The 24,456-nt window shown below is 62.9% G+C and carries 26 protein-coding genes and 1 tRNA gene; 15 read left to right on the top strand and 12 right to left on the bottom strand.

The annotated features are described in order from the left end of the window. The first annotated feature begins 62 nt into the window (after positions 1-62). The 6 genes from ACQ66J_RS07825 to ACQ66J_RS07800 all read left to right on the top strand — a co-directional run bounded on the left by ACQ66J_RS07825 (position 63) and on the right by ACQ66J_RS07800 (position 4,197). Positions 63-395: a hypothetical protein gene (locus ACQ66J_RS07825; protein ID WP_430431161.1), complete on the top strand. Its 333-nt coding sequence runs from the start codon at positions 63-65 to the stop codon at positions 393-395. Beyond that, positions 396-1,856: a methyl-accepting chemotaxis protein gene (locus ACQ66J_RS07820; RefSeq protein ID WP_430431160.1), complete on the top strand. Its 1,461-nt coding sequence runs from the start codon at positions 396-398 to the stop codon at positions 1,854-1,856. It begins immediately after the preceding gene. A 128-nt stretch (positions 1,857-1,984) separates the two neighbouring features. Then, positions 1,985-2,581, top strand: coding sequence for a phage tail protein (locus ACQ66J_RS07815; protein ID WP_430431159.1), 597 nt, complete (start codon positions 1,985-1,987; stop codon positions 2,579-2,581). Between the two features lie 85 nt (positions 2,582-2,666). After that, on the top strand, positions 2,667-3,263 hold the full coding sequence (locus ACQ66J_RS07810; protein WP_430431158.1) for a phage tail protein: 597 nt from the start codon (positions 2,667-2,669) through the stop codon (positions 3,261-3,263). A 16-nt stretch (positions 3,264-3,279) separates the two neighbouring features. Then, the gene (locus ACQ66J_RS07805) at positions 3,280-3,558 is read left to right on the top strand and encodes a DUF6916 family protein (RefSeq protein WP_375547676.1); all 279 of its coding nucleotides are present in this window, start codon (positions 3,280-3,282) and stop codon (positions 3,556-3,558) included. Positions 3,559-3,627: 69 nt separating this feature from the next. After that, complete coding sequence (locus tag ACQ66J_RS07800; RefSeq protein WP_430431157.1) at positions 3,628-4,197, top strand: GNAT family N-acetyltransferase; 570 nt, start codon at positions 3,628-3,630, stop codon at positions 4,195-4,197. 19 nt (positions 4,198-4,216) lie between these two features. Here the strand turns inward: ACQ66J_RS07800 and ACQ66J_RS07795 are convergent, their stop codons facing one another. The 5 genes from ACQ66J_RS07795 to ACQ66J_RS07775 all read right to left on the bottom strand — a co-directional run bounded on the left by ACQ66J_RS07795 (position 4,217) and on the right by ACQ66J_RS07775 (position 10,195). Continuing rightward, positions 4,217-4,708 carry a host attachment protein gene (locus tag ACQ66J_RS07795; protein ID WP_430431156.1) on the bottom strand — a complete coding sequence of 164 codons (492 nt, stop codon included), beginning with the start codon at positions 4,706-4,708 and terminating at the stop codon, positions 4,217-4,219. Positions 4,709-4,791: 83 nt separating this feature from the next. After that, positions 4,792-5,280: a hypothetical protein gene (locus ACQ66J_RS07790; protein WP_430431155.1), complete on the bottom strand. Its 489-nt coding sequence runs from the start codon at positions 5,278-5,280 to the stop codon at positions 4,792-4,794. Between the two features lie 81 nt (positions 5,281-5,361). Then, entirely contained in the window at positions 5,362-6,516 is a 1,155-nt protein-coding gene (locus ACQ66J_RS07785; protein ID WP_430431154.1) for an SO2930 family diheme c-type cytochrome, read from the bottom strand. Further along, a complete protein-coding gene (locus ACQ66J_RS07780; protein WP_430431153.1) occupies positions 6,513-7,745 on the bottom strand; it encodes a parallel beta-helix domain-containing protein in 1,233 nt (410 codons plus the stop codon). The genes ACQ66J_RS07785 and ACQ66J_RS07780 overlap by 4 nt, the downstream gene beginning before the upstream one ends. A 20-nt stretch (positions 7,746-7,765) precedes the next feature. Continuing rightward, positions 7,766-10,195 carry a TonB-dependent receptor gene (locus ACQ66J_RS07775; RefSeq protein WP_430431152.1) on the bottom strand — a complete coding sequence of 810 codons (2,430 nt, stop codon included), beginning with the start codon at positions 10,193-10,195 and terminating at the stop codon, positions 7,766-7,768. Between the two features lie 125 nt (positions 10,196-10,320). Between ACQ66J_RS07775 and ACQ66J_RS07770 the strand changes: the two genes are divergently transcribed. Next, positions 10,321-11,016 (top strand): TetR/AcrR family transcriptional regulator, encoded by a 696-nt coding sequence (locus ACQ66J_RS07770; protein ID WP_430431151.1) that lies wholly within the window; start codon positions 10,321-10,323, stop codon positions 11,014-11,016. Here ACQ66J_RS07770 and ACQ66J_RS07765 read toward each other — a convergent pair. Next, positions 11,013-11,678, bottom strand: a complete 666-nt coding sequence (locus tag ACQ66J_RS07765) for a hypothetical protein (protein WP_430431150.1) — start codon at positions 11,676-11,678, stop codon at positions 11,013-11,015. The genes ACQ66J_RS07770 and ACQ66J_RS07765 overlap by 4 nt on opposite strands. A 134-nt stretch (positions 11,679-11,812) precedes the next feature. Then, positions 11,813-12,643 carry a LytTR family DNA-binding domain-containing protein gene (locus ACQ66J_RS07760; RefSeq protein WP_430431149.1) on the bottom strand — a complete coding sequence of 277 codons (831 nt, stop codon included), beginning with the start codon at positions 12,641-12,643 and terminating at the stop codon, positions 11,813-11,815. A gap of 101 nt (positions 12,644-12,744) precedes the next feature. On the opposite strand from ACQ66J_RS07760, the gene ACQ66J_RS07755 reads away from it, so the two are divergent. After that, entirely contained in the window at positions 12,745-13,275 is a 531-nt protein-coding gene (locus ACQ66J_RS07755) for a nuclear transport factor 2 family protein (protein WP_430431148.1), read from the top strand. Positions 13,276-13,295: 20 nt separating this feature from the next. On the opposite strand, the gene acs is transcribed toward ACQ66J_RS07755, so the two are convergent. After that, positions 13,296-15,242, bottom strand: a complete 1,947-nt coding sequence (gene acs, locus ACQ66J_RS07750) for an acetate--CoA ligase (RefSeq protein ID WP_430431147.1) — start codon at positions 15,240-15,242, stop codon at positions 13,296-13,298. 151 nt (positions 15,243-15,393) lie between these two features. Between acs and ACQ66J_RS07745 the strand changes: the two genes are divergently transcribed. Then, the gene (locus tag ACQ66J_RS07745; protein ID WP_375547687.1) at positions 15,394-16,131 is read left to right on the top strand and encodes a creatininase family protein; all 738 of its coding nucleotides are present in this window, start codon (positions 15,394-15,396) and stop codon (positions 16,129-16,131) included. A gap of 14 nt (positions 16,132-16,145) precedes the next feature. Here ACQ66J_RS07745 and ACQ66J_RS07740 read toward each other — a convergent pair whose 3' ends face one another. From ACQ66J_RS07740 to tsaD, 4 genes are read right to left on the bottom strand one after another with little or no spacing between them, the layout of a single operon-like run. After that, the gene (locus tag ACQ66J_RS07740) at positions 16,146-16,496 is read right to left on the bottom strand and encodes a Rieske (2Fe-2S) protein (RefSeq protein WP_430431146.1); all 351 of its coding nucleotides are present in this window, start codon (positions 16,494-16,496) and stop codon (positions 16,146-16,148) included. Beyond that, the gene (locus ACQ66J_RS07735; RefSeq protein ID WP_022700972.1) at positions 16,496-16,786 is read right to left on the bottom strand and encodes a YciI family protein; all 291 of its coding nucleotides are present in this window, start codon (positions 16,784-16,786) and stop codon (positions 16,496-16,498) included. Before ACQ66J_RS07735 ends, ACQ66J_RS07740 begins: the two co-directional genes overlap by 1 nt. Positions 16,787-16,799: 13 nt before the next feature. Further along, a complete protein-coding gene (locus tag ACQ66J_RS07730) occupies positions 16,800-17,801 on the bottom strand; it encodes an NAD(P)H-dependent glycerol-3-phosphate dehydrogenase (protein WP_430431145.1) in 1,002 nt (333 codons plus the stop codon). Positions 17,802-17,824: 23 nt separating this feature from the next. Then, positions 17,825-18,976: a tRNA (adenosine(37)-N6)-threonylcarbamoyltransferase complex transferase subunit TsaD gene (gene tsaD / locus ACQ66J_RS07725; protein WP_430431144.1), complete on the bottom strand. Its 1,152-nt coding sequence runs from the start codon at positions 18,974-18,976 to the stop codon at positions 17,825-17,827. 87 nt (positions 18,977-19,063) lie between these two features. Here tsaD and hemC point away from each other — a divergent pair, with 87 nt between their 5' ends. From hemC to ACQ66J_RS07695, 6 genes are all read left to right on the top strand, one after another. Continuing rightward, positions 19,064-20,026, top strand: coding sequence for a hydroxymethylbilane synthase (hemC, locus tag ACQ66J_RS07720; protein WP_430431143.1), 963 nt, complete (start codon positions 19,064-19,066; stop codon positions 20,024-20,026). 2 nt (positions 20,027-20,028) lie between these two features. After that, positions 20,029-20,754, top strand: coding sequence for a uroporphyrinogen-III synthase (locus tag ACQ66J_RS07715; RefSeq protein WP_430431142.1), 726 nt, complete (start codon positions 20,029-20,031; stop codon positions 20,752-20,754). A gap of 73 nt (positions 20,755-20,827) precedes the next feature. Then, a complete protein-coding gene (locus ACQ66J_RS07710; protein WP_430431141.1) occupies positions 20,828-22,081 on the top strand; it encodes a hypothetical protein in 1,254 nt (417 codons plus the stop codon). Positions 22,082-22,084: 3 nt separating this feature from the next. After that, complete coding sequence (locus tag ACQ66J_RS07705) at positions 22,085-23,548, top strand: heme biosynthesis protein HemY (RefSeq protein ID WP_430431140.1); 1,464 nt, start codon at positions 22,085-22,087, stop codon at positions 23,546-23,548. 15 nt (positions 23,549-23,563) lie between these two features. Then, positions 23,564-24,235 carry a uridine kinase gene (gene udk / locus ACQ66J_RS07700; RefSeq protein ID WP_430431139.1) on the top strand — a complete coding sequence of 224 codons (672 nt, stop codon included), beginning with the start codon at positions 23,564-23,566 and terminating at the stop codon, positions 24,233-24,235. Between the two features lie 96 nt (positions 24,236-24,331). Then, a tRNA-Thr gene (locus ACQ66J_RS07695) sits at positions 24,332-24,407 on the top strand. Positions 24,408-24,456 lie beyond the last annotated feature (49 nt).

Genomic DNA, 24,456 nt, shown 5'->3' with positions numbered 1-24,456 from the left:
TCAACGATGGGTTAATTAAATTAGCGCATGCCTGAATGAAATAATTCAGCGAGTGCGTCTATATGTCGAAGCGCCTGCCTCAAATCTGTCTGGGCCTGATGGTCGCGCTGATCACCACGGTACCGGTGACCGGCGCCATTATGGACGCCCCTGACCAGGGACAGGCTGCGGTGTTTCTGGACCCGCGCTTGAGCCGATCTGAACAGCTGCTGCGCATCGCAGACGCTGGCGCGGAGCTGGTGCGGTACGGCGCAGCGCCGGGCGCCCTGATCGTCAACATCACCGATACGTCCAGCCCAGAGGCGCTCCGCGCCGCCGGGGCCTGGATCATTGCGGATCCGATTATTCTGGGCGGGTGTTCCGTCAGCGGATCGTTAACCGGGGGACTTCTCTAAATGACCCGTCTTGAAGCTCTACAAGCGAAAGCGATGATGGTGCTCGTCCTCATTCAGGTCGCCGCCATTCCCGTCTATCTGGGCAAAGCGCTGTTCACGGATATGGGCAAAGCGCTGTTTGGCGCGGTCCTGCTGGGACTGATCGCAGGCATGTCTGCCCTGGTGTGGAAGACAGCCCCGCGCGAGACGTCCAGCCGTATGGTGGTCGGGGCCGGCATGGTGGGCCTCCCCGCCATGTTAACGTATCTGATGGGCGGACAGGCCTGGCAGATCGACATGCACATGACCTTCTTCGCCGCGCTGGCGATGGTCACCTTGCTGTGCGACTGGCGCGCCCTGGTCGCAGCCGCCGGCGTCACCGCCGTACACCACCTCGGTCTGAACTTCATCCTGCCCTCAGCCCTGTTCCCGGGCGGCGGCGACGTGCTGCGCGTTCTCTTTCACGCCGTCGTTGTGATCGGCGAGACAGCGGTTCTGATCTGGCTGGCCCACGCCGTGTCTAAAGCGCTGACGGACGCCGATCAGGCCATCACCGAGGCGGAAGCCGCCAACATCCAGGCGCGTCAGTTGTTTGAGGCTGACAAGGAGCGTCAGGCGCAAAGCGAACAATCACGCGAAAATATCTCTCACATCGCCAATAGCTTTGAGCAGACCGTCGGCCACGTGCTCGATCGCCTGCAGACCGCATCAGGTGAGTTGAGTGAACTGGCGGGTCAATTGCGCACCGATTCAGGCGCGACAGCGAGCAGCGCCGGCTCCGCGTCCGATCAGGCGCACCAGACCAGCGGACACGTAGAGGCCGTGGCCTCCGCCGCGCAGGAGCTGGCGGCGTCCATCGCCGAAGTGACGCGCACCCTTGAAACGTCCGATGAGATTTCTGTCCGCGCCGAATCTGAAGCCGGACGGGCGGACGGCTCGATGCAGGAGCTTCACACCGCAGCACGCGAGATCGAGGACATCGCCAAGCTGGTCAGCGACATCGCCGAGCAGACCAATCTGCTGGCCCTGAACGCCACCATCGAAGCCGCGCGCGCTGGCGAAGCTGGAAAAGGCTTTGCGGTCGTCGCCAGCGAAGTGAAGGAACTGGCTGACCAGACTGGCAAAGCCACCGAAGACATCCACAAGAAAATCAACGCCATGCGCAGTGCTGCAGAATCCGCCAGCAGCGCACTGAACCAGATCGGTTCAACCATTGGTGATATCCGCGACGCCTCTTCCAGCGCCCGGGACGCCTTCAGCCAGCAGGCCAGCGCGACGGACGAGATCGCCCGTCTGGCGGCCGACGCCGCCCAGTCTACGGGCCGGGTCAGCGACGAAGTCACCGCCGTGTCCGGCGCGGCTGAACGCGCCAACCAGGCGGCGGGTCAATTTGACGAAGCGGCGGAAGGTTTGCGGTCAGCGGCAGAGCATCTGTCTCAGGAACTGGGTAAATTCCGCACAGATCTTGATTCCGCAGCCTGACGCCGGGACAGATCCGAACCCAATCACCTCTAGGGGGATTTTGATCTGAAAAATCCCCCTAGAGGATAATTTTTGGTTGCGATCTCGGTGCTGTCTGTCACCCTCCCCTGGTGAAAAGGGAGGGACGTATGGACGCCTATATTTCAATGATCACCCCGTTCGGGTGCAATTTCATTATTCGGGACTGGGGCGCTTGTTCTGGCGGCCTCATCGCCATCAGTCAGAATAACGCGTTGTTTTCGCTTCTGAGTAACTTTTATGGCGGCGATGGGCGCGTGAGCTTCGGCCTGCCTGACCTGCGCGGACGCGCCCCTGTGAATTTCGGCGTCGGCCCGGGCCTGAACCCGGTCATTCTCGGACAGAAATCCGGTCTCGAATACACAAGCATCGGCACCGCGCATTTGCCGCCTCACAGCCACACTTTCAACGCAACGGGCGCTACGGACGGCGCGACGACCTCACTTCCTGTCTCTGCTGACCCGGCGTTCGACACCAGCCCGGACGGCAACTATTTGGGCGTGACCAGCTCGAGCACCCGGATTTATTCCAGCACCCTCTCTTCGCCTGCTGGCGAGATGGGTCCGATTTCGATCCCCGCCCAGCCTGTTTCCGTGTCCGGCACGACGTTCAATACCGGACTCGGTCAACAACTCTATGTGCGGTCACCGTACCAGGGCGTGAACTTCCAGATCTGCATGTTCGGCATCTATCCCTCGCGCAGCTAATGCGCGTTCACCCGTTCCGCTTGGATCGTGGACGGCGTTCGTTTGCGCCTGACGGTCTGGCGAACTCCTGTGAAGGGAGACTTTCATGAATACATTCATGTCGATGATCTCGGCATTCGGCTGCAATTTCATCATACGCGACTGGGGTTATTGCGGCGGCGGCCTGCTAGCCATCGCTCAAAACACCACGCTCTTTTCGCTGCTCGGCACACAGTTTGGCGGTAATGGCCAAGTCTCTTTCGGGTTGCCGGACCTGAGAGGCCGCGAGCCTGTCAGTCGCGGCACGGAGCCGCCGCTGAGCCCAATAATCATGGGACAACGGGGAGGGATTGAAGACACCTATGTGACTCAAGTGGATATACCGCCTCATGCCCATGGCTTCACAGCAACCGGGCAGACATCAGGCGATACAACCATGATGCCGGTATCCAGCGACCCTGCCTTTGGCACGTCGCCTGACGGCAAATATCTGGGCGTCACGTCATCAAGCTCCCGGATCTACGCAACAACTTTGTCCTCCCCCGCCGGAACGATGGGAGGCGTTCCCATCCCCGCCCAGCAGATTTCAATCACCGGCAACACCGAGACGACCGGCGTTGGAAACGCGCTCTATGTCCGTTCGCCCTATCAGGGGGTGAACTTCCAGATCTGCATGTATGGCCTTTATCCCTCGCGCAGCTAATCAAGAGAGACCTGATATGACCACGATCGAGAAACTGACTGCCGATGCTTTCAAGCCGCTTGTGGGCGAAACCTTCGACATGGAAGGCCGCAGCCTGACGCTCAAAACTGTCACCGAAGGCACGGCGCCGACACCGTCCTTGCCGACGCCGTTCACGCTGGAATTCAGCGGGCCGGAAGACTTCTATCCAATGAGCGCCTATGCGCTGAGCCATGACGCGATCGGATCGCACGACCTGCTGATCCATCGGGTCGGCCCCAGTGAAGAGCCGATGTTTCAGATCGTCTTCGGGTAAGTCGGTGAAGTGCGAGGATTGCGCCTGAGCATGGCGCAATCCCAACGCTCTGAATTGAACAGGATTTCCATGTCTGCGCCCCAAACCACACGTCCGGATGTCAATCCGCTCGACATTCACTTGCGCCCGGCCCAAGCGCGAGACGAAGCCTTTTTACGCCAGGTGCATGATGCCGGCCGGGCGTGGGAGTTTGAAATGCTGCGCGGGCAGGTGGACGACCATTTGCTCGCAACCGTCTACAAGCAGCAATACGGCGCGCAACATGACGCCTATTTCAACGCCTTCACATTGGCCAAATACGCCGTGATCGAATGGTGCGACGAACCGGTCGGGCGTGTTTACGCCGACTTTCGCGATCACGAAATCCGTCTACTCGACATTAATGTCCTGCCCGCCTATCGCGGTCGCAGGGTTGGTGAGATCGTCATTCGCGGCCTCTGCGGGGCCGCTTCGCAGCAACGCATGCCGCTGACCTTACAGGTCAATCCGCTCAACCCGGCGCGAGCGCTTTACGTCAGACTGGGCTTTATTTCTCAAGGGCTCGCCGGCGAGGGGTCTCCCGGCGCCGGCGCCTTTATCGAGATGGCCTGGCGCGACCCGCTGACGACGCCTGAACACATTGAGGCCAGCCCAGGCTGACCCTTTACCTCTGGGCTCATCAATCGGGAAAGAGGATCGCGCCGACCCGCTCGGCGATAACAGAACTGGATTCGCGAACCACATCCTTGGGCTCTTGCGCGATGATCCGACCCGACAGCGCAGGCTCCATTACAGGACGCGCGACGCCCAATGCGTGCGGCGCAGCCAGAATGATCAGCTCCCCGAAGCGCTCCGCCTCGGCCTCAGCGTTCAAATGCCGAATGAAATCGCTGACAAACTCGGTCTCAGCCAAATCATGGGCGTCGGCGTGCTCAACGCTGGACGCGCCCACCGCCACGCCCGTTGGCAGCCCGGCTCCACCGCTGCGCCCGGCGCCGTCCGCGAGACGTCCCGGCGCGTCACTGACCTGATCGCGATCCGGCGGATTGTCGATCTCGAACTCCGCCCGCAGCGCCAGATCTGGCGCCGTGCGGGGGCCGATATTTTCAAAAACCCTCGCCTTGCCGCCATCAAACGCGGCGACCCAAAGCGGCTCTTTGTGCAAAGACATCGGTCTGTCCTCCCTAACAGGATGGGAAGATCAGTGTATCGGATAAGATGATTACGCCCAGCGGGCGAAAAGTCGCGGGGCGATCAGCTGGATGAAGCAACCGGCGCAAAGGTTTGCAGGCAAGCATCCGACAGACGCCAGCCGTTCGGCCCGTCCTGGTAGCGGCAGGCGATGTGATCAAGCCCCGGCCGCCCACGCTCCAGCCCGTCGAGATCAGGGTTCTGCAAGGCCTGAAAACGCGCTTGCGGGAACACATAGCTGATCCGCTCTCCATTGCTTTGCGGGCCGTCCACCACGCAAAGCGGCGGCTGCATGAGCACGGTGCGCACCGCTGCGTCGCCCATTCGGACGCCAAAAATCTGCGCTTCAACACGGGGGTCCAGATTGCGCACCTGATCAGCCCCAGGGCCTTGCGCCATCATTTGCGCCAGACGCGCTTCGTCATGGGCGACCAGAGCGCCGAAAACGGCGCGCTCACTCATCTCAGCCGGGCGACACACCGGTTCGGAGGTGGCGCAGGCAGTCAGGACGAGGCCGGATGCGGCGCACAGGACAAGCGAACGAATGATCATGGGCGGCTCCGGGGCAGGCGGTGAAACTTCAGGCACTTTGCCCAATGCCGCCCCGCCCGCCAAGCCCTAAACCCCGAACGCTTAAGCGCAGCCGCCGCTCATCGCGTCAATCCAGGCCGCGATCAACGCCACGCCCTCATCATGGCTCAGCGCGCGGCCAAGCTCGGGCATCATCACATCAGACTGCACGCTGGCCAGACGGTAGCTGAGGATAGAGTCCTCTGACGCGCCCGGCACAATGTCATAGCGGCGGTTGCCTGTACCGCGGCCGGCCGCGATCGGCAGCTTGCACACGCCCAGATGCGGCCCGACCGGCTCCGACGCCTCCAGATACAGGCCTGAGGTGTCGCCGGGGCCGGTGCGCGAATGGCAATGAGAGCAATTGATGTCGAGATAGGCGCGCGCCGCCTCATCAAGGGCGACGCCCGCCAGCGGCAGCTCACCATTCCATGACGCATTGCGCGGCGCGCCTTCAGATGCCGGCGCATCCGCCAGCAGGCCCAGATCAGACCAATGGTCAATCTGGTTCGCAACGCCGTCAAAATACTCAAAATCGGTGTTCATATGCCGCGCCCGGGGTCCGATGGGACGCGACCCCAAGCCGTCCGTCGTGCCGGTCTCATGGCACCCTGCACACTGGTTCACATTCGGCACCATATAGCCCAGCGCTTGCTCGCCCGCTTCGGACACCAGCGTCAGATCAACAAACGCCCCGGCCCGCGACAGGCGCGCCTCGGTCTGCTCCTCATTCCAGACATAGGGCAGCGTCTCCCAGCCGCTTTCGCGATGCACCAGAACCCGCGTTTCAATGAGACGCACGGCGTCCAGATCAAGCTGGCGGTCCGCATAATGCGCCATGCCCGACTCCGCCTTGAGCACCCGGTCAAATCCGCCGGTCGCGCGCGGATAATAAAAGGTCTTGGTGATGACCGTGCCCACAGGGAAATCAAACGCGTCGTCCGTCTCATACCCCGCTGGGCCAGCGCTCTCGGGAATCCACACCGTGCGCAGTTTCTGGGCGTAATCGGTGAACAGCCCCGTGGCGAGTGTATAGGGCGTCACCTGATCTCCCAGAACGAGCGCGCCGCCGCCCACAGCCAGCTGACCCCAGTCTGACAAGGCTTCAGGGCGACCGTCGGCGATAAAGCTCGGCTGTGGCGGCGCGGGCGGCGCGTCCTGTGCGCAAGCGGCCAGCAGGACGCTCACACACAGGCTCATGGCAAAACGTCTGATCACAGATCAAGCTCCACCGCAGGGCGCGGATCATGGCTGCAGTCAAACAAGGCGGCGTCCGCCAGCTGCGGGCTGGAGAAATCGTTCGGCGCATCCGCATTGAGCACCTCGGCGTCTCTCACGCACAGGCGCAGATCATTCGGCAATGAACCGTCCACCATCTTGGTCTGGTCCACATATCCATCCCACAGCACGCCGGGCATGCGACCGGTTGGGCCAAACAGGGCGATGCGCAGGGCCTGCAGCTCCAGACCGTCGGGATTACCGCCACCGCCTTCATAGCTGTTGGAGTGGATGTGAATACGCTCCGGATACGGATCAAAGCCTTCGGTGACGCCCAGGTCTTCATAGCCTGAGGTATAAAGTGAAGAGATGATCACATGGGCGGTGCGATTGTCGCGCAGCCGGTTATTGAAAATCTCCACATCGTCATTGGAGTTGATCAAGATGCCTGACCCTGCGGGCACGCTGGCCACCGGGGTGCCGGCATGGCCGAAATTGCCTGTGTTGTTCTCAAAAACATCATTGTCAAACACCCGCGTGCCGGCGCCGGGACGGGGCAGATTGGGCATGTTGAAGATCAGGATGCCGCCGGTATTGTTCGTCGCCACATTGCCGTAGACATCGGCATTGTTGCAATTCTCGATCTCTATGCCGGCGACATTGTATTCGGCGCGCGAATTGCGAACGATGACGTTTTCAGACTGGCCCACATAAATGCCGGCGTCCGACGCCCCGATCGCCACCGCGCCCTCGATCAGCACATTGGTCGACTGAACCGGATACAGGCCGTACGCGCCATTGTCCGTTGACGGACCATTAGTCCATTCCACGCGAACATTGCGGATCACCACGTCTGTCGAATCAGAGATCTTGACGGAATCTCCAACCGTGTCCTCAAAGGCGAGGTTTTCCAGAGTGAACCCGTCCACACCGGAGACCAGTAGTCCTTCCGCGCCCTGGCGCTGATCGGCGAAGGACAGCACCGTCTCGTCCATGCCGGCGCCCCGTAAAGTCACATTGTCTACGGTCAGAGACAGGCCGCGCTCAATGATGAATTCGCCCGCCGGGATGTCGATGACATCACCGGGCTGGGCGTCCAGAAGCGCGTTCATCAACGCGGTCTGGTACTCCCGGTCAAAGCCTGTGACATCGCGGCTCTCCTCCGGACCACCGCACGCCGCAAGGGTGAGAACGCTCGTCGCGATCAGGAGTGATTTGAACTGTTTCATAATTTCATCCTCTTAGGGGTCTAGTAGCGGATCCGCAGATCCACGCCCCACATGCGCGGCGGGGTGATCTGAGCGTGCGTCGTACCGAACGTGTCTGCGGTCAGACTGCCCACGCCGTCGAGATATTGCTCATCAAAGACATTGTTGACGTAGGCGCCAAGCTGGAACCGCTCAGCGCTGTCGCGCCAATAGGCCCGCAGATCGAGCCGCTGCTGGGCTTCGCCGTTCTGAATGCCGGCGATCACCGCACAGCCAAGTTGCTGGCGCGCTTCCTCATTGCAGCGGTTCTCGCTGGTGTAGGCGTAGGCGCCGAGCAGCTCGAATTCGGAGCCGTTTGGCAGCGCCCAGGTCTGGCTGGCGCCCGTCGAGATCGACCATTCCGGCGTGCCCGTGGGCTGACCGGACAGGTCGAGGCCGGACCGGGTGATCCGTTCGTCAAAAGTGACGTCGATATATTGAAGGTTCAGATAGGCCTCAAAGCCAGGCAGCGGCGCCCAGTCGATCTGGAAGTCCACGCCTGTCCCGGTCTCGTCGCTGGTCTCCACCACATATTGCGGCACGCCGGACCCGCCCACATTGGCCACCAGGCGTACGGCCTGTTTATCTTTGTACAGATAATGGAAGATCGAGGCGGCGATCCGCATGGAGCGATCGGGCGCAGTCCATTTCAGACCGGCTTCGAAATTGTCCACGTCTTCGTTTTCAAAGCGCGAGCCGACCTCGACGCTGTTATAGCCGCCCGCCTTGTAGCCTTGGGTGTAGGACGCGAAGAGCAACAGATTGTCCATGGCGTTGAAATTCGCCACCAGACGCGGGCTGATATCGTCCCAGCTGTCAGAGCGTTCGCACAGAACGCCTTCGGCTACGGTCACGCCGTTATCACAGGCGAGCCCGGCGACGCCGGACAGATCAAACACGATGTCGAACCCGAAATCGGCCGGGCTGACCCCCGCCAGACCCAGCACGCCCAGAGCGTCCAGCTCGGCCAGCGCCTGATCCAGGTCCGGCGCCATGCGCGGACCATTAAGCCAGGAAAAGGTCTTCTCATCTTGGGTGTAGCGCGCGCCGCCGATCAGAGAGAAGCGGTCGGTCAAACGCCATTCCACATCGGCGAAGGCGGCGAAGGCCGAGAAATCACCGCGATTGTACATGGACTCGGTCCATTCATGCCCCAAAAGGCGCTGCGGCAGGCCGAACGGGATCAACAAGCCGTTTTCCAGATCGCTGAACGGCGTGCCCGCGCCCAGATTGAACAGGGCGGTCTCGATCGAATTGGTGAAAGCGCCGGTTTCACTGATCTGGGTGGCGTTTTCATCATAATAGCTGACGCCTGCGACCCAGTCGAAACGGTCATTGGCGCCGGATAGCCGAAACTCCTGATACCAGCTCTGGTTCTGCTCGATATTATTGGTGTCGAAATAGAGCTCGATCCGGTTGGTGCCGTCCTCGTCCTGACGATTGGACGTCTCAAAATACCGGAAGGCGGAAATGGATTGCAGGGTGAAAGCCCCGAAATCATGGGTGATTTGGATGGAAGCTTCGTCCAGATCGCGCTGTTCCAAATTCGGTGAGACGTCATTATAGATCGGCGTCTCAAACGGGTTGAGCAAGACGGAGACATCCACGGGCACAGCCGGACGTCCCGGGGCCGCGGGCAGCGGCGTGATGCCGATGGCGGGCCGTGCATCCTCATCCAGCTTTTCACGGGTATAGCGGAAAATGACATCAGTCATCTCTGTCGGGGTCCAGCCGACCGCCGCGCGCACCGCCCAATTGTCCTGGCGATCATAATCTTCGCCTGTGGCCGCATCGGTCAGTATTCCGTCACGCTTGTTGACCACCATGTTCAGGCGTAGGGCGAACTCCTCGGCGAAGGGAATGTTCAAAAGACCCTCGAAACGCCGCAAATTATTTTCGCCCATCCGCAAGGCCAGCTCGGCCTCCACCTCATCAGAAGGCGCATTGGAGGTGATCGAGATCGCGCCAGCGGCCGAGTTGCGGCCAAACAGGGTCCCTTGCGGCCCCTTGATCACCTCGACCCGGCTGACATCATTGAACGCCAGCAAGGACGCGCCGGAGCGCGCCGCATAAATCCCGTCCACATACACGCCGACCGCCGGGTCCGTGCCGACGCCGAAATCGGATGTGGAGACGCCGCGAATGGCGAAACGAGGCTGGGTCGGGCTGCCGCCGCTGACATTCAAGCCCGGCACGAACTGGTCCAGATCGCTGAGATTGGTTGCGGCGATCGCGTCGATGTTTTCCGCCGTGACCACTTCGATCGCCAGCGGCACGTCCTGAATATCCTGAGTGCGTCGCTGAGCCGTCACGGTGATCGTGTCCACGCCTGTATTGGACACGCCTTCCTGGGCCTGAGCCGGCGCCATGGGCGCCGCCAGAGCGAGCACGCCAGCGGATACGCCGATAAAGAGCGCATGTTTCATAGTCATTCCTCCCCCTAGAGACCGGCGGGGTTTTGCCCTCTGTCCGGTATCAGAAACAGAATACTATTCTCATTTTGCAAAACGGATCAAGCCGCACTAGTTACTGGCGTTGAAACAGCAAGGATCATCTCGTGCCTGGAACACCCGCCAACGACACAGCGCCGCGAAAAACCCGGTTGCGCGACAAGCCTCAGCAACGCCGTGCGCGGCAGCGGCTCGACGCCCTGTTGACCGCCGCCGAGGCGCTGGTGGAAGAGATGGAGGCGGAAGCGATCACCACAAACCTGATCGCGGATCGCGCTGGTGTGCCCGTGAGCTCGGTGTATCGCTATTTCAAGAACGTCTCGGCGGTCTTCGCCTATCTGTTTGAAGACCTGAACGAGGAAATCATCGCGGTTATCGAGGACGCCCTCGCCCAGTCAAAACCCGGATGGGATGACTGGCGCGAGGTGACCGGGTCGATCATCACGCGGCTGCATGGCTTCCTGGTGGACAATCCCAGCTATTGGAAATTGCTGCTGGTGATGCAATCCAGCCAGGAATTGCGCGACGCCAAGGCCGCCATGATCGACCAGGTGGCCAGCATGCTCAGCGATCGCTGGGCGCGCGGACTTGACGGATTTGCGGGCGGAGACCCCAAACTCGTCGGTCGCTTCACGGTTGAGATTTTCATGTCCATCGAGACACGCTGCGCCCAGTTGCGCGACCCGGCAGACGTCGATGAAATGTTCATCGAGCTGGTGAAAGCGTTGGAAGCGTATCTGTCGGTTTACCTCAACAAGGTTCCGCCGGGACCCGATGGGCGCCCGGCGGACGAGCCTTACTAGCCTGACGCCAGCACCAAAAGCGCGTAAAATACAAACGGCAGGGCCAAAAGCGCAGGGATCACCAGTACGGTGAAGCCGAACAGCGCGACCAGAACCCCTAGCAACAGCGCCAGATTCAATAGCAGGAGCGGCACGCCGCGATGCGGATCGCGTCCCGCTTCGCGCAGCAGGCCGCCCAGAACCGGTACGTGCAACAGCGCGCGACCCAAGCCCATGACGGCGCTGTCGAGCCATTCACCGGGGCGCACATGCAGCACCGCCGAGCGGGTGGGACGCCGCGCCGCCACCATGACGCCCGCCATCACCAGACCGCCCAAGCCCACCGCCAGCGCCGTGATCCAGCCCTCGCCTGACTGCTTGAGGAAGGCCACCGCCAGCACGGACACGATCAGCGTCAGCGGCGCCATGGCCCGCTGCACCCAGCGCGCTGGGCCCCATACGGGAAGCACTTCACCCGCCTGACCGCTCATGGAATTGGCCACAAAACCCAGGCCCGCAATGTAGTGAAACAGCACCAGCGGCACGGACACCGCCACCAGCGATGCGGTCAGCGGCGCATCGGTGATGCCGGGTTTGTCACCGGGAAAGGCCATGAAAAGACCGGCCCAGAGCACGAAGGGCAGCAGCATGAAGCCGCCGACCCAATAGGGGAGATATCGCATGAGGTCGTCCGTTCTATGATTTTGATGCGCTGTATCTAGGCGCAGGACGACCCCGCCGGAATGCGACCCCGGCGCGCTTACAGATTATAGGTATATGAGAAGTAGGGTCATGGGGCGCAGGCGCGCAAGCGCAATCAGGCTGCCGGATCCACCTGAGCGCCGCGGACGCGGTCGAGCCATCCTGCGGCCCGGACCCCGTCTAGACGTGAGCGCGCGACGGGCGCGTGGTCACCCGTCGACAAAACCAGCTTGTAATCGCGTCCGTCCCGGATCGCATGAGACACAGCCCGGTCTGCGACCCACCAGGACCGGTGAACCTGCAATCCTGACCCTTCGTTCAGGCGCTCGACCCAGTCCGCCAGACGGTCCCTGCGAAAATGCCGCCCTTGGTCCGTGATGATTTCAAGATAATGGTCGCGCGCCCGCATCCACAAGACACCGGTTTCAATGCCTACGGTGTCTGACGACGGGTGAGACTCAGGCGTTGTCGCCTCGGTGATATGCTGCGCCCCCAAAAAGGCACGCTCCCACATCAGGCGCAGCACAAGCGTAAAGCCTCCAATGGCTAGTACAGGGGGCGTGACGAAAGGGATGAACTCGACCCACGGGTCGGGGGCCTTTGGCAGGAGCGGTGTGAATTTCAGCATGTGCAATTCAACGGCGATGACCGGAATGCTGACCAGCATCGCCAGCATTTTGCCCGACCAACGACCAACGGCGGTCTGCGGCAGAGCGCGCGCGAACAAAAGCTCCAACCCGACAGGCTGAAAGACCATCAGCGCGCTCACCAACAGCCAGAGCCCGAGCCGGTGCACAAGGCCCAGATCATCGGTGTCAAACGCGCCTGAAAGCGTCAGAACAAACGCCAGGAACACGCTTAGCACGGTTAGCAAAACGACATTGCGATGCCAGGGGTTGGCGCTCCAGTCGGGTACGCTGCGACCGTTCACGTCTATCGCGGACATTTCACGACAAGCTCCTGTTTTCATGGCTCAGGTCGCGCCACGACCCGTCATCGCCTGTATTTTGGCGATGAGTGATGACAGACTTTTTTTGGAGACATGCAATGAAAAACACCGTCACCGCAACCGCGATCGCTCTGTGTGCGCTGATAGCGTCCGCGCCTGTGACACAGGCTCAGGAACGGCGCGATATTCCAGTGTATCGAGAGATCGGTCTGGCTGATAACGCCGCCGCCCGCCGCGCCCTGACGGACTGGTTTGCGACTTATCGCGACGCCTGGGCGCGCGAGGACAGCGCCGCCCTTGCAGCGCTGCACACCGTCGACACCGAATGGATCAACGCCTATGCCCGCATGTTTCAGGATGCAGACACTCTTGAACTGTTTCTCCAAGAACGCCTGTTCCCGCAGTTCGACCCACACGTCTCCATCACCGAAGCGGCGAACATGCAGCTGATTTCAATGCGCCTTCTGGGAGACGACGCCGCAGTGATCCATGTTTACACGGATGGCAATCGCGGCCCGTCGCGCACTGCAGGTGAAAGCGCACGGCGTACGCACATGCATCTGGTGCTGACCCGGACCGATGAAGGCTGGAAAGCGGCGCACACCGCCATCATGGATGCGCGCCGCTAAATTCCCTCAAGCTGGCCCTGTCACATCAGGGCCAGCTTGTGCCCTTCGATCAAATCCTCGACCACGCCGGGATCCGCCAAAGTCGAGATATCGCCCAGCTTGTCGTATTCGCCCTCGGCGATCTTGCGCAAAATCCGGCGCATGATCTTGCCCGAGCGGGTCTTGGGCAGGCCGGGCGAGAACTGGATCACATCCGGCGTCGCCACCGGACCGATCTCCTGACGCACGTGGGCCTTAAGGGTTTTCTCGGTGTCCTCGGTCGGCTCCAGTCCCGCCACAAGCGTCACATAGCAATAAATGCCCTGACCTTTCAGGTCGTGGGGATAGCCGACCACTGCGGCTTCGGCGACCAGGTCATGGGCCACCAGGGCGCTTTCGATCTCGGCGGTGCCCAGACGATGGCCCGACACGTTCAGAACATCATCCACCCGGCCCGTGATCCACCAGTATCCATCCGCGTCACGGCGCGCGCCGTCGCCAGTGAAATACATGTTTTCATAGGTAGAGAAATAGGTCTCGACGAAGCGCTGATGGTCGCCATAAACCGTGCGCATCTGGCCCGGCCAGCTGCCAAGCAGCACCAGATTGCCTTCCTGCGCGCCTTCATCAGGCAGAAGGTTGCCTTCGGTATCCACCAAAGCCGGCTGCACGCCGAACATCGGGAAGCTTGCAGAGCCCGGCTTGAGCTCATGGGCGCCCGGCAGCGGCGTAATCAGATGCCCGCCGGTCTCGGTCTGCCACCAGGTATCGACGATCGGGCAACGCTTGTCCCCCACCACCTCATGATACCAGCGCCAGGCCTCAGGATTGATCGGCTCGCCGACCGAACCCAGAAGCCGCAAGGACGAGCGATCATGCTTGCTGACCGGCTCATCCCCCTCGCGCATCAGGGCGCGAATGGCGGTGGGAGCCGTGTAGATGGTGGTGACCTTGTGCTTGGCGACGATCCGCCAGCACCGGTCCGGTCCCGGCCAGGTCGGCACGCCTTCATACATCAAGGAGGTCGCGCCATTGGCGAGCGGGCCATAGACGATATAGGTGTGCCCGGTCACCCACCCCACATCGGCGGTGCACCAGAACACGTCGTCTTCGCGATGATCGAACGTGTATTCATGGGTCATCGACGCCCAGACCAGATACCCGCCCGTGGTGTGCAGCACGCCCTTGGGCTTTCCGGTGGAGCCTGAGGTGTAGAGGATGAAAAGCGGGTCTTCCGCCTTCATCGGTTCAGGCTCGCATTTGGCGTCCACTTCCAGCGCCAGGTCATGGTGCCAGAAATCCCGGCCTTCCACCCACGGCACCTGGGCGCCGGTATGGCGGATGCACAAGACCGCCTTGACGTCCGGCGCCTGTTCCAGCGCCTTGTCCACATTGGCTTTCAGCGGCACGCCCTTATTGCCGCGCACCCCCTGATCGGCGGTGACGACAAATTCGGACTGGCAATCATTGATCCGGCCCGCCAGCGCATCAGGGCTGAACCCGCCGAACACCACTGAATGCACCGCGCCGATCCGCGTGCAGGCCAGCATGGCGTAGGCGGCTTCCGGGATCATCGGCATGTAGAGCGTGACCCGGTCGCCTTTCTTGACGCCGATCTTTTTCAGCTCATTGGCGAAGCGGCAGACATGATTGTGCAGCTGGGCGTAGGTGATCGAATGATGGAAGGCAGGGTTGTCGCCTTCCCAGATCAGCGCGACCTTGCTCGCGCGCTCAGGCAGATGCCGATCAATACAATTATAGCTGACATTGAGCTCGCCATCCTCAAACCAGCGGATATGCAAGTCGTCCTTGGCGAAGGACACGTCAGAGATTTTCGTGGGCTCTTTGTACCAGTCCAGACGCTTGGCTTCGTCCGCCCAGAACGCGTCCGGCTCATTGATCGAGCGCGCATACATGTCGGCGTAACGCTCAGCGTTGATCTTGGCGTCCGCAAAGCTTTGCGGAATTCCGATGACGGTCTCGGACATGGTCAGCTCCTCCCTCGGGCATATTATTTTGCCTAGGTGTGCGCCACGCGCGGCATCCTCGCAAGACAGACGAACGTGTTACGCGCGCTTGTGAACCTCAACCGTCTGGTATCCAGTCCTCTGACGCATCGTCTTGTCCGGAGTTTGCTTCATGCTGTTGCACACCGCCGCCTGGCCTGAAATTGAAGCCTATCTGAAAACCAGCACGGGCATCATCATTCCCATCGGCTCAACCGAGCAACATGGGCCCAACGGGCTGATCGGCACGGATGCGATCTGCCCCGAAGTGATTGCGCGCGAAGCGGGAGAAGACGCAGGAATCCTGGTCGGCCCCACTTTCAATGTGGGCGTCGCCCAGCACCATCTGGGCTTTCCGGGCTCGATGACCTTGCGGCCGACCACCATGATCGCCGCACTCAATGACTGGATCGATTCCCTCGCCCGGCATGGCTTTGAGAAGATTTATTTCCTGAACGGGCATGGCGGAAACATCGCCACCATCGGCGCGGCGTTTGCGGAAAGCTATTCCAACTGGTCGTTTGACGGCGAAGCCTGCCCCTATGAGCTGATGCAGCGCAATTGGTGGGATCTGCCCGGCGTTATGGATGTGTGCCGCTCGCTCTTTCCCGTGGGCGAGGGCAGCCACGCCACCGCGTCGGAAGTGTCGGTGACCTATTACGCCTATCCCGAGCACGTCAAAAACGTGAAGATGAGCCCGAAGATCGCCCCCAACGGGCGCTTCACAGACGCTGATGATTACCGCAAGACCTTCCCCGACGGGCGGATCGGATCAGACCCCGCCCAGGCGACGCCGGAAAAGGGCGCGACCATCGTCCAGGCGGCGCGCAAAGCGGTCATTCAGGACGTGACGGCGTTCTTCAGCCGCTAGCCGGGCACGGCGCGTCAGGCCGCCACCACCTGACCGTCCACCACCGTCACCGCAACCGGTTTCAGGGTGGACTTGCCCGCAGGACCGCCTACGCAGGCGCCGGTCGCCATTTCAAAGCTCGCGCCATGAAACGGGCAGACGAGATACCGGCCTTCGCTGACCAAAGTCTTGCCCGAGGGCAGGGAGAACGGTCGGCCTGCATGCGGGCAGACATTGAGATACGCCGTCACCGTTTCGCCCGACCGCAGGATGACGATAGGCGTCGGCGCGAAATCCGCCGGCAGGCCGCCTGGATCGGGAATCTCGCTCAGAGTTTTCAGCACCGTACCCGGCGCGGGCAGAACGGTTTCGGTCTCATCAGACATTAAAGACCCTCCGGCGCCTTCACGGTCCATTTGAAGGGAATCCAGAACACGTCGGAAAACAGATCCGCCTTGGCGTAAGGGTCCGTCGCCAGAATATCGCGCAGCGCCGCTTCGTCTTCAGCCTCGACGATCAGAAGCGAGCCGACGGGATCTCCCTCAGCGCTCAGCAAAGGCCCCGCCATCTTGACGGGGGAGTCCTCCGCGGAGGCCCAGAGCAAATGCTCGGAGCGGTGTTTGAGGCGCATATCCAGCGCGCCCAGACGGTCGGTGCAAGTCACGGCAAACAGCATAAGTCTTCCCTGATCAGTCAGTTTCAGGCCCGAACGGGCGATTGAGCAGCGCCTGGATCGCGTCATCGACGCTGATCCGGCCCGCCAGCACTGCGTCCACGGCGGCGCAAATGGGCATGTCGACGCTTTGTGTCTTCGCCAGCGCCACCACGGCGGGCGCCGTGGCGACGCCTTCTGTGACCGCCTTGCGCGCGCCCAGAACGCTTTCAAGCGTTTGACCCTGCCCGAGCGCCAGTCCGCACGACATGTTGCGCGATTGCGGCGAGGAACAGGTGAGCACCAGATCCCCAAGCCCGCACAATCCGGTCAGGGTTTCACGCTTCGCACCCAGCGCCAGCCCCAGACGGGTCATTTCTGCAAAGCCGCGGGCGATCAAGGCGGCATGAGCGGATTTGCCCAGGCCTCGGCCCTCCACAATCCCTGCGGCGATGGCGAGCACATTCTTGACCGACCCGCCGACTTCAGCGCCCACAAGATCGCCTGACCAATAGGGGCGGAAGGTTTGCGAGCCCACAGCCTCCATCAGCGCTTCACCGGTATCGCGATCCTCGCACGCCAAAGTCACAGCCGTCGGCAAGCCCTTGGCGACATCGATGGCGAAGCTGGGCCCGGACAGGACCGCCGGGATCGCGTGCGGGACGGTCTCGCGCAGGACATCGGTCATCAAAGCCAGGCTTTCGCGCTCAAACCCCTTCGCGCACAGCAAGACCGGCGCGCCCTTGGCGATATGGGGCGCAAAACGGGTGAGAATGCCGCGGGCATGCTGGGCCGGCGCCACCATCAAAAAGGCGTCGCAATCAGACAAATCAGACGGATCAGAACTGGCGGTGATGGACGGGTTGAGCGGCGCCCCGGGCAGGAAAACCGTGTTTTCATGAGCGGTGTTGATCGCCTCGACCACCTCTGGCTCATACGCCCAGATTTTCACCGAACGGCCCGCCTGGGCCGCGGACTGGGCGAGGGCTGTGCCCCAGGCGCCCGCACCGATCACACCGATGGTTTGATAGCTCGCCATGTCCGTCCTCTTCCCTTGCACGCTTACGCTTTCGGCCCTTTTCGGCCCGACCCGCTGGCGGGATCGTGGGCGGCGGCGTCCTGATCCAGCGGCCAGCGGGGCCGCGCGGGCGCGTCGAGCCCGTCTGTCAGACCTAACGCCAATCGCTCCACGCCCGCCAGCGCGATCATCGCGGCGTTATCGGTGCAGTATTTCAGCGGCGGCGCAATCAGCGCGAACCCATGGCGTTGCGCTTCGGCCTCCAGCGCTGCGCGCACGGCAGTGTTGGACGCTACTCCGCCCGCCGCCACCAGCGGCAAGGGCGCGTCCAGAGTCTCAAAGCGGGTTTTGAAAATCTCCATCGCCCGGCCCGCCCGCTGCGCCAGATGACGTGCGATCGCGGCCTGCATGGATGCGGCGAGGTCGGCGCGATCGCGATCATCGGGCGCGTCCAAACCGTCCCAGTGACGGCGCGCCGCAGTCTTCAGGCCCGCGAACGAGAAATTACACGATGTGTCCCGCGCCAGCATCATCGGCAGGGGAAAGCGATCCGGCGCTTCAGCATCTTGCGCAAAGCGCTCCACCGCCGGGCCGCCGGGAAAGCCCAGCCCCATCACCTTGGCGGTCTTGTCGAACGCTTCGCCCGCCGCATCATCAAGGGTGGAGCCCAGCCGCGTCATCCGGCCCACGCCTTCCACGATCACAAGCTGGGTATGTCCGCCCGACACCAGCAGCAGCAAATAGGGAAAGGCCAGAGATTGCGTCAGGCGCGGCGACAAAGCGTGGCCTTCCAGATGGTTCACCGCCAGCAACGGCAGGTCAGCGCCCAGCGAGATGCCCTTGGCGGTCATCAGCGCCGCCATCACCCCGCCGATCAGGCCCGGCCCTGCGGTCGCGGCGACGCCATCAAGATCAAACGGGCTTAGCCCCGCCTCGTTCAGCACGCCTGCAGCCAGACCATCCATACGCTCGGCATGGGCGCGGGCGGCGATCTCTGGCACCACGCCGCCAAACGGGGCGTGAGCGCTGTTTTGTCCCAATACCGCTTCGGCCAGAATTTCGATGCGGCCATCGCCGTGACGGCGCAGCACGGCGGCTGCGGTATCATCGCAGCTCGATTCAAGACCGAGCACGGTTAAAGCGCCCTGCGGCGCCGCGCCCGGTTGCGGGTGGACTTGATCATGGGATAACGCCATGACCTTGCAGTACCCTCGCTGGCGTTTCGGCGCAATCATCAGCCTCTGCTGGCGAGACCTTGAAGCGCGTGAAGGAGTGCGTCTGTCGTGAACCTGTTCAATATGCCGATTGCGACCCGCACCTCGCCCCTGGCTCTGGCGCAAACCCGCGACGTCCAGGCCCGGCTCGCCCGCGCCCATGGCGAAAAAGAGCCCGAAGAGAGTTTCCCGATCCTGGGGCTGACCACCACGGGCGACAAGATCACCGACCGCGCATTGTTGCTGGCGGGCGGCAAAGGCTTGTTCACCAAAGAGCTTGAGCGCGCTTTGCTGGACCGCAAGGCCCGCTTCGCGGTGCATTCCATGAAAGACGTGCCGACCACCTTGCCCGAAGGCCTCGAGATCGCTTGCGTGCTGGAGCGCGAGGATCCGCGCGACACGCTTCTGACCCGCGATGGGATCAGCCGCATCGAAGACCTGCCCGAAGGCGCGACGCTGGGCACCGCCTCGATCCGACGGCAATCACAAGCGCTGGCGCTGCGCCCTGATCTCAACATCGTCCTGCTTCGCGGCAATGTGGACACCCGGCTTGAAAAGCTGCGGTCGGGCGAGATGGACGCCACTTTCCTGGCACGCGCCGGATTGCGGCGCCTCGGGCGTGAACAAGGCGAGCTGCCGCCGCTGGAGCTGTCAGCCGTCATCCCGGCGCCCGCGCAAGGCGCTGTGGGGATCGAGATTTGTTCAGACGACGACGAGGCGCGGCGCGCACTGGAGCCGCTCAATCATCTCACCACCCAGATCTGCATCGCGGCCGAGCGCGGTTTCTTGCAGGCGCTGGACGGGTCGTGCCGCACCCCCATCGCCGCCCATGCCACGCTGGACGATCTGGAAATTCACCTGCGCGGGGAAGCCCTGACGCCGGACGGCTCCAAACGCTGGGCCAATGAAACCCGCACGCAACTGCCTGAGCTTGATCCCGGCGCGGCGCGCCTTCTGGGCTATGAGCTGGGTCTTGAGGTGAAGCGCGCGGGCGGGGATGCGCTGGCGCGGATCGTCGCCGAGACCGGCTGATCATGGGCGCGGCGTCCAGACCCTGCGTGCTCGTCACCCGCGCCGAACCCGGCGCGACCCGCACCTGCGCCGCGCTGAGCGAGCGCGGTTTTGAGGCGATCAACGCCGCCACTGCGAATCTGAGGGCGCATCCTGTCACGCTGGACCTTGAAGGCGTCAGCCTGATCGCGGTCACAAGCCCTTTTGGCGCATCCTGTCTGGCGAACGCCATATCTGATCGCAGCACGCCCGTGATCGCTGTCGGCGATGTGACGGCGGCGCGGCTGCAAGAGACGGGGTTCGAGCATGTCGCAAGCGCCAGCGGCGACGCTGGTGATCTGCTGGCGATGATCCGCGAGCACGCGCCAAACGACGAGATTTTGCATGTGCGCGGGGTCGACCAGACCGGTGATCTGAGCGCTGACCTGAAGGCGCACGGCCTGAAAGCCCGCTCTGAAATCCTCTATGCGGCCGAGCCTGTCGCCACGCTGCCGGACATTGTCTGGCAAGCCCTTGAAGCCGAGGCCTGCGTGCTCATTCACTCCGCAAAAGGAGCGGAACGGTTCTGGGCGCTGGCGCAAGCGGCGGACCAGACTGAAATGCTGCGCGCTGCGCCTGTGATCGCCCTCTCGCAGGCGGCCGCTGAACCTTTGCGCCGTCACGGCGTTTCAAAGCTGAGCATCGCCGCGCGCCCCGATGAAAGCGCGCTGTTTGACGCGCTGGAAAAGCAGTGCGGCGAAACGCGCTGATGGTGGCGTCGCGACCCGACGCAGCCTAGACTTGCCGACACGCACCAACTGGCCCCGCGCCCCCGAGGACATCATGAGCGCCGACACTCCCCGCCCAGACGCTGCAGAACCGGTCGACGCCGAGTTCGAGCCCGCGCCGGATAGCGGCGGCTCACGCACCAAATCCAAGCCCAAAACACCAAAAGCCGCCAAGTCGAGCGGCGGCAAAACGCCTGTCCTCGCTTTCATCGGCCTGACCGTGCTGGCGGCGGGCGTTGGGGGCGGCGCAGGCTGGGTTCTGGGCCGGTATCTGCCAGCATCCGGAGAAGGCGCTGCGGACCCTGCACTGATCAGCCGGATCGAGGCGCTGGAAGCTCAGACCGCTTCAACGGACCAGCTCGCTGCAATTCAGAACCGACTGGAAACCGTCGAGGAAGAGACCGCCGGAGCACCACTGCGCACCGACGCGTTTGAGCAGCTGATCCGAGACGTGGCCACCCTGCGCACCGATCTTGAAGCGCTCGAGCCCGGCGCCGGCAGCGACGCCGGTTTAAGCGATCAGATCACGACACGGCTTGAGAGTCTCGAACGCCAGCTCAGCGCCACCTCTGACGACGCCCAAACGGCGCTCGCCGCCGCCCAGACCGCGCAATCAGCCCTGCAACAAGCGCTCGCTCAGCCCGATGATCGCCCCACGCCCCAGACGACCGGTGTTTCGCCTGACGTCGTGTCCACGCTGCGTCGTGATCTTGCAGCTCTTCAGACCGCTGTGCGCGCCCTGCAAGCCGAAGCGGGCGATACGCAGCGGATCGACGCGCTGGACAGCAGGATTGAAGGGCTGGAAACGCAAACAGGCCAGACGCAGACCGCCTCGGTCTCTCTGGCGCGGCAGGCGCTGGCTTTCTCAGACCTCGCCGAAGCGGCGGCCCAGGCCCAGCCCTTCGCCATGGAATACGCCATGCTGAGCCAGATCTGGCCCAACCGCGCCCATCTGATCGCGCTGACCGAGCCTGCGCGCACGGGCGCGCCCACTCTGGACGATCTCACGGGCAGCTTCCCGGCCCAGGCCGTGCGTGAAGCCCTGGGCCAGACCCAGCGCTTCTGGGGCGTGATCGAAGTGCGCCGCGCCGGTGATGATCACGGCGCCGCCGACCAGATTGTCAGCCTGCTGGAGCAAGGCGCGCTCAGCGAAGCGATCCGGGTCACCGAAGCGCTGGACGCCGAGGCGGCGCAAGTCCCGCTGGAGAGCTGGCTGAATGAGGCGCGCAAACGCGAAGCCTTGAACGCCGTATTGGATGATATGCGCGCCGCTCTGAACCGGCAGGCCGAGCAAGACGGAGCGCGATAAGCCATGATCCGCCTGATCCTCACCGTAATCTTATGCGTGCTGACCGCCATGCTGGCGGTCTTTCTGACGCTCAATCCCGGCGTGGTGACCATCGATTTTCTGGGCATGAACGCCCAGGCGCCCTTCGCGCTCGCCCTGGGCGCGCTGCTGGTCGCCACCTTCCTGCTGGTCGTCGCCTGGTGGATCATCGCCAAGCTTTGGGCGGCGCCAGACGCCTGGAAACGCTTCTCGCTGCGACGCCGCCGGGATCAGGGCTTTGACGCGCTGGAACGCGCGCTGATCGCCTCCGCCGCCGGGCAGGGCGATCTGGCCGTCCGGCAAGCCTCTCGCGCCGAAGCCTTGCTGGACCGTCCCGCCCTGTCGCGTCTTCTGGCGGCGCGGGCGGCAGAAGCGGCGGGCGATCTGGAAAGCGCGCAGATCCATTACGAAGCCATGCTGGCGGACGCCAAAACCCGGCTGGTGGCCCAGCGGGGACTGGTGGGCATCGCCCAGAGCCGGTCTGATTCACAAGCCCTGCTCACCCACGCCGCCGACGCTTTTGATCAGGCCGGTCAGGCCCGCTGGGCGTTTGACGCCCTGTTTGAAGCCCAGGTCAACGCCGCCCAATGGGCGAAAGCGGAAACCACGCTGAGCGAGGGCGAACGCCGCGGCCATATCGAGCGCGCTGAAGCCGCCCGGATGCGCGCCGTGCTCTTGACCGCGGAAGCCCGGCGGATTGAAGCGACCGATGCTGAACTGGCCGCCAAACTCGCGGACCGCGCTGCGACCGCCTCCCCCGGTTTTGCGCCCGCTGCTGAACTCGCGGGTCGATTGCTCGCCGCCCATCGCCGCCACCGCCGCGCCGCTGATGTTCTGGAAACCGCTTGGGAGCATGCGCCGCACCCGGCGCTGGCGCGCGCCTTCGCCAATCTACGCCGCTCGGACACCAAGGCGAAACGCGCCGAACGCCTGCGAGAGCTGGCCGCGCTCAATCCTGAACATCGCGAGAGCCGTTTGCTACTGCTGGAAACCGCGCTCGACCAGGGCAATCGCGAAGCGGCGCACGCCGCCTTCAAGCCGGTGCTGGAGACCGGGCCGGTCTCCGCGCGCGCCTGCGCCCTCGCGGCGCGCCTCGCCAAGCTCGACGATCAGGACGCGGAGGCCCAGCGCTGGATGGCGCGCGCCTCCCACGCGCCCGCGGAAGCAGACTGGTCCGACATCAGCGAAGACGGCCAGGCGTTTCTCTACACGGACGCGGATTGGAAACGGATGGTGGACAGTTGGGGCCGGCACGCCGTGCTGATCCACCCACGCCATGAGCGCTATGAAATCGCCGCCGCCGCCGCGCCGGAAACCATGTTGATCGAAGCGCGCCCGACTGCAAACGGTGCGAGCAAGCGCAGTGAGACGGAGGACAAAGCGGGTCCGAACTTTTATGTACCCGGACCCGCGCCGGACGATCCCGGCGCTTCTGATCGCGACACCTAGGGTTTCTCAGCGCTCATGACCGCATCTGCTTCAGCTCGCCCGCGCCTCATCATTGGCGTGACCGGAGGCTCGGCTTCGGGCAAGACCGAAATCGCGCGCTCCGCCGCACGCGCTGCAGACCCGATGAGCGCGCTGGTCCTGTCAGAGGACGATTACTACGCTGATCACGGCTCCAAGCCTGATTTTGAACCGTCAGACTTCAATTTCGACCACCCTCAGGCGCGCGACCATGCGCTGCTGGCCCAGCATCTGGCCGCGCTGAAGACCGGCAAGACCATTAAGGGGCCCATCTACGATTTCACCATCCACCGCCGCCGCAGCGACACGCGCACCATTGCGCCCGCAGATGTGATCATCGTGGAAGGCATTCATTTGTTCTGCGATGAAGCCGTGCGTGATTGCCTGGACCTGAAGGTCTATGTTTCGGCGCCGGACGATATACGTCTGGCCCGCCGTCTGTTGCGCGATGTGAACGAGCGGGGCCGGACCTCGCATTCCGTGGTGCACCAGTATTTGCGCACGGTGCGGCCCATGCATCATGAATGGACCTCGCCCAACAAGGAATACGCCGACATCCTGATCCGCAATGACGCGGCGGCCGCCCGCCCGGCCGATCATCTGAGCAGTTTTTTCGATGCTCTGGCTGCGCCTATCGTGGAAAAAGTCAAAGCGTTCGGAACAGCCTGACGCGGACTCATTCCAGCTGGCAAAACCGGCTTGCCCCCATCGCCGTTCAAGGCTAGTTTCCGCGCCCTCTGAGGCAGGCTTTCGCCTGGTTCCGGCGCCGCATTAGCTCAGTTGGTAGAGCACATCATTCGTAATGATGGGGTCAGGTGTTCGAGTCACCTATGCGGCACCACTCTTTTCTTGTTCTCCCTCGTCTCCGCTCGGTCGATCCTCGCTAAAGC

It is taken from the genome of Oceanicaulis sp. (assembly GCF_965284345.1).
Classification (GTDB): Bacteria; Pseudomonadota; Alphaproteobacteria; order Caulobacterales; family Maricaulaceae; genus Oceanicaulis; species Oceanicaulis alexandrii_A.
Note: the sequence above shows the minus strand (reverse complement) of the source record. Positions and strands in the feature narration are given on the sequence as shown.

Bases quoted from the DNA above. Each gene is read 5' to 3' on its own strand.
- ACQ66J_RS07795 (WP_430431156.1), bottom strand. From the start codon at position 4,708: ATGTCTTTGCACAAAGAGCCGCTTTGGGTCGCCGCGTTTGATGGCGGC.
- ACQ66J_RS07740 (WP_430431146.1), bottom strand. From the start codon at position 16,496: ATGTCTGATGAGACCGAAACCGTTCTGCCCGCGCCGGGTACGGTGCTG.
- ACQ66J_RS07820 (WP_430431160.1), top strand. From the start codon at position 396: ATGACCCGTCTTGAAGCTCTACAAGCGAAAGCGATGATGGTGCTCGTC.
- acs (WP_430431147.1), bottom strand. From the start codon at position 15,242: ATGTCCGAGACCGTCATCGGAATTCCGCAAAGCTTTGCGGACGCCAAG.
- ACQ66J_RS07715 (WP_430431142.1), top strand. From the start codon at position 20,029: ATGGGCGCGGCGTCCAGACCCTGCGTGCTCGTCACCCGCGCCGAACCC.
- ACQ66J_RS07745 (WP_375547687.1), top strand. From the start codon at position 15,394: ATGCTGTTGCACACCGCCGCCTGGCCTGAAATTGAAGCCTATCTGAAA.
- ACQ66J_RS07710 (WP_430431141.1), top strand. From the start codon at position 20,828: ATGAGCGCCGACACTCCCCGCCCAGACGCTGCAGAACCGGTCGACGCC.
- ACQ66J_RS07790 (WP_430431155.1), bottom strand. From the start codon at position 5,280: ATGATCATTCGTTCGCTTGTCCTGTGCGCCGCATCCGGCCTCGTCCTG.
- ACQ66J_RS07775 (WP_430431152.1), bottom strand. From the start codon at position 10,195: ATGACTATGAAACATGCGCTCTTTATCGGCGTATCCGCTGGCGTGCTC.
- ACQ66J_RS07705 (WP_430431140.1), top strand. From the start codon at position 22,085: ATGATCCGCCTGATCCTCACCGTAATCTTATGCGTGCTGACCGCCATG.
- udk (WP_430431139.1), top strand. From the start codon at position 23,564: ATGACCGCATCTGCTTCAGCTCGCCCGCGCCTCATCATTGGCGTGACC.
- ACQ66J_RS07805 (WP_375547676.1), top strand. From the start codon at position 3,280: ATGACCACGATCGAGAAACTGACTGCCGATGCTTTCAAGCCGCTTGTG.
- ACQ66J_RS07810 (WP_430431158.1), top strand. From the start codon at position 2,667: ATGAATACATTCATGTCGATGATCTCGGCATTCGGCTGCAATTTCATC.
- ACQ66J_RS07755 (WP_430431148.1), top strand. From the start codon at position 12,745: ATGAAAAACACCGTCACCGCAACCGCGATCGCTCTGTGTGCGCTGATA.
- tsaD (WP_430431144.1), bottom strand. From the start codon at position 18,976: ATGGCGTTATCCCATGATCAAGTCCACCCGCAACCGGGCGCGGCGCCG.
- ACQ66J_RS07735 (WP_022700972.1), bottom strand. From the start codon at position 16,786: ATGCTGTTTGCCGTGACTTGCACCGACCGTCTGGGCGCGCTGGATATG.
- ACQ66J_RS07800 (WP_430431157.1), top strand. From the start codon at position 3,628: ATGTCTGCGCCCCAAACCACACGTCCGGATGTCAATCCGCTCGACATT.
- ACQ66J_RS07815 (WP_430431159.1), top strand. From the start codon at position 1,985: ATGGACGCCTATATTTCAATGATCACCCCGTTCGGGTGCAATTTCATT.
- ACQ66J_RS07780 (WP_430431153.1), bottom strand. From the start codon at position 7,745: ATGAAACAGTTCAAATCACTCCTGATCGCGACGAGCGTTCTCACCCTT.
- ACQ66J_RS07765 (WP_430431150.1), bottom strand. From the start codon at position 11,678: ATGCGATATCTCCCCTATTGGGTCGGCGGCTTCATGCTGCTGCCCTTC.
- ACQ66J_RS07730 (WP_430431145.1), bottom strand. From the start codon at position 17,801: ATGGCGAGCTATCAAACCATCGGTGTGATCGGTGCGGGCGCCTGGGGC.
- ACQ66J_RS07760 (WP_430431149.1), bottom strand. From the start codon at position 12,643: ATGTCCGCGATAGACGTGAACGGTCGCAGCGTACCCGACTGGAGCGCC.
- ACQ66J_RS07825 (WP_430431161.1), top strand. From the start codon at position 63: ATGTCGAAGCGCCTGCCTCAAATCTGTCTGGGCCTGATGGTCGCGCTG.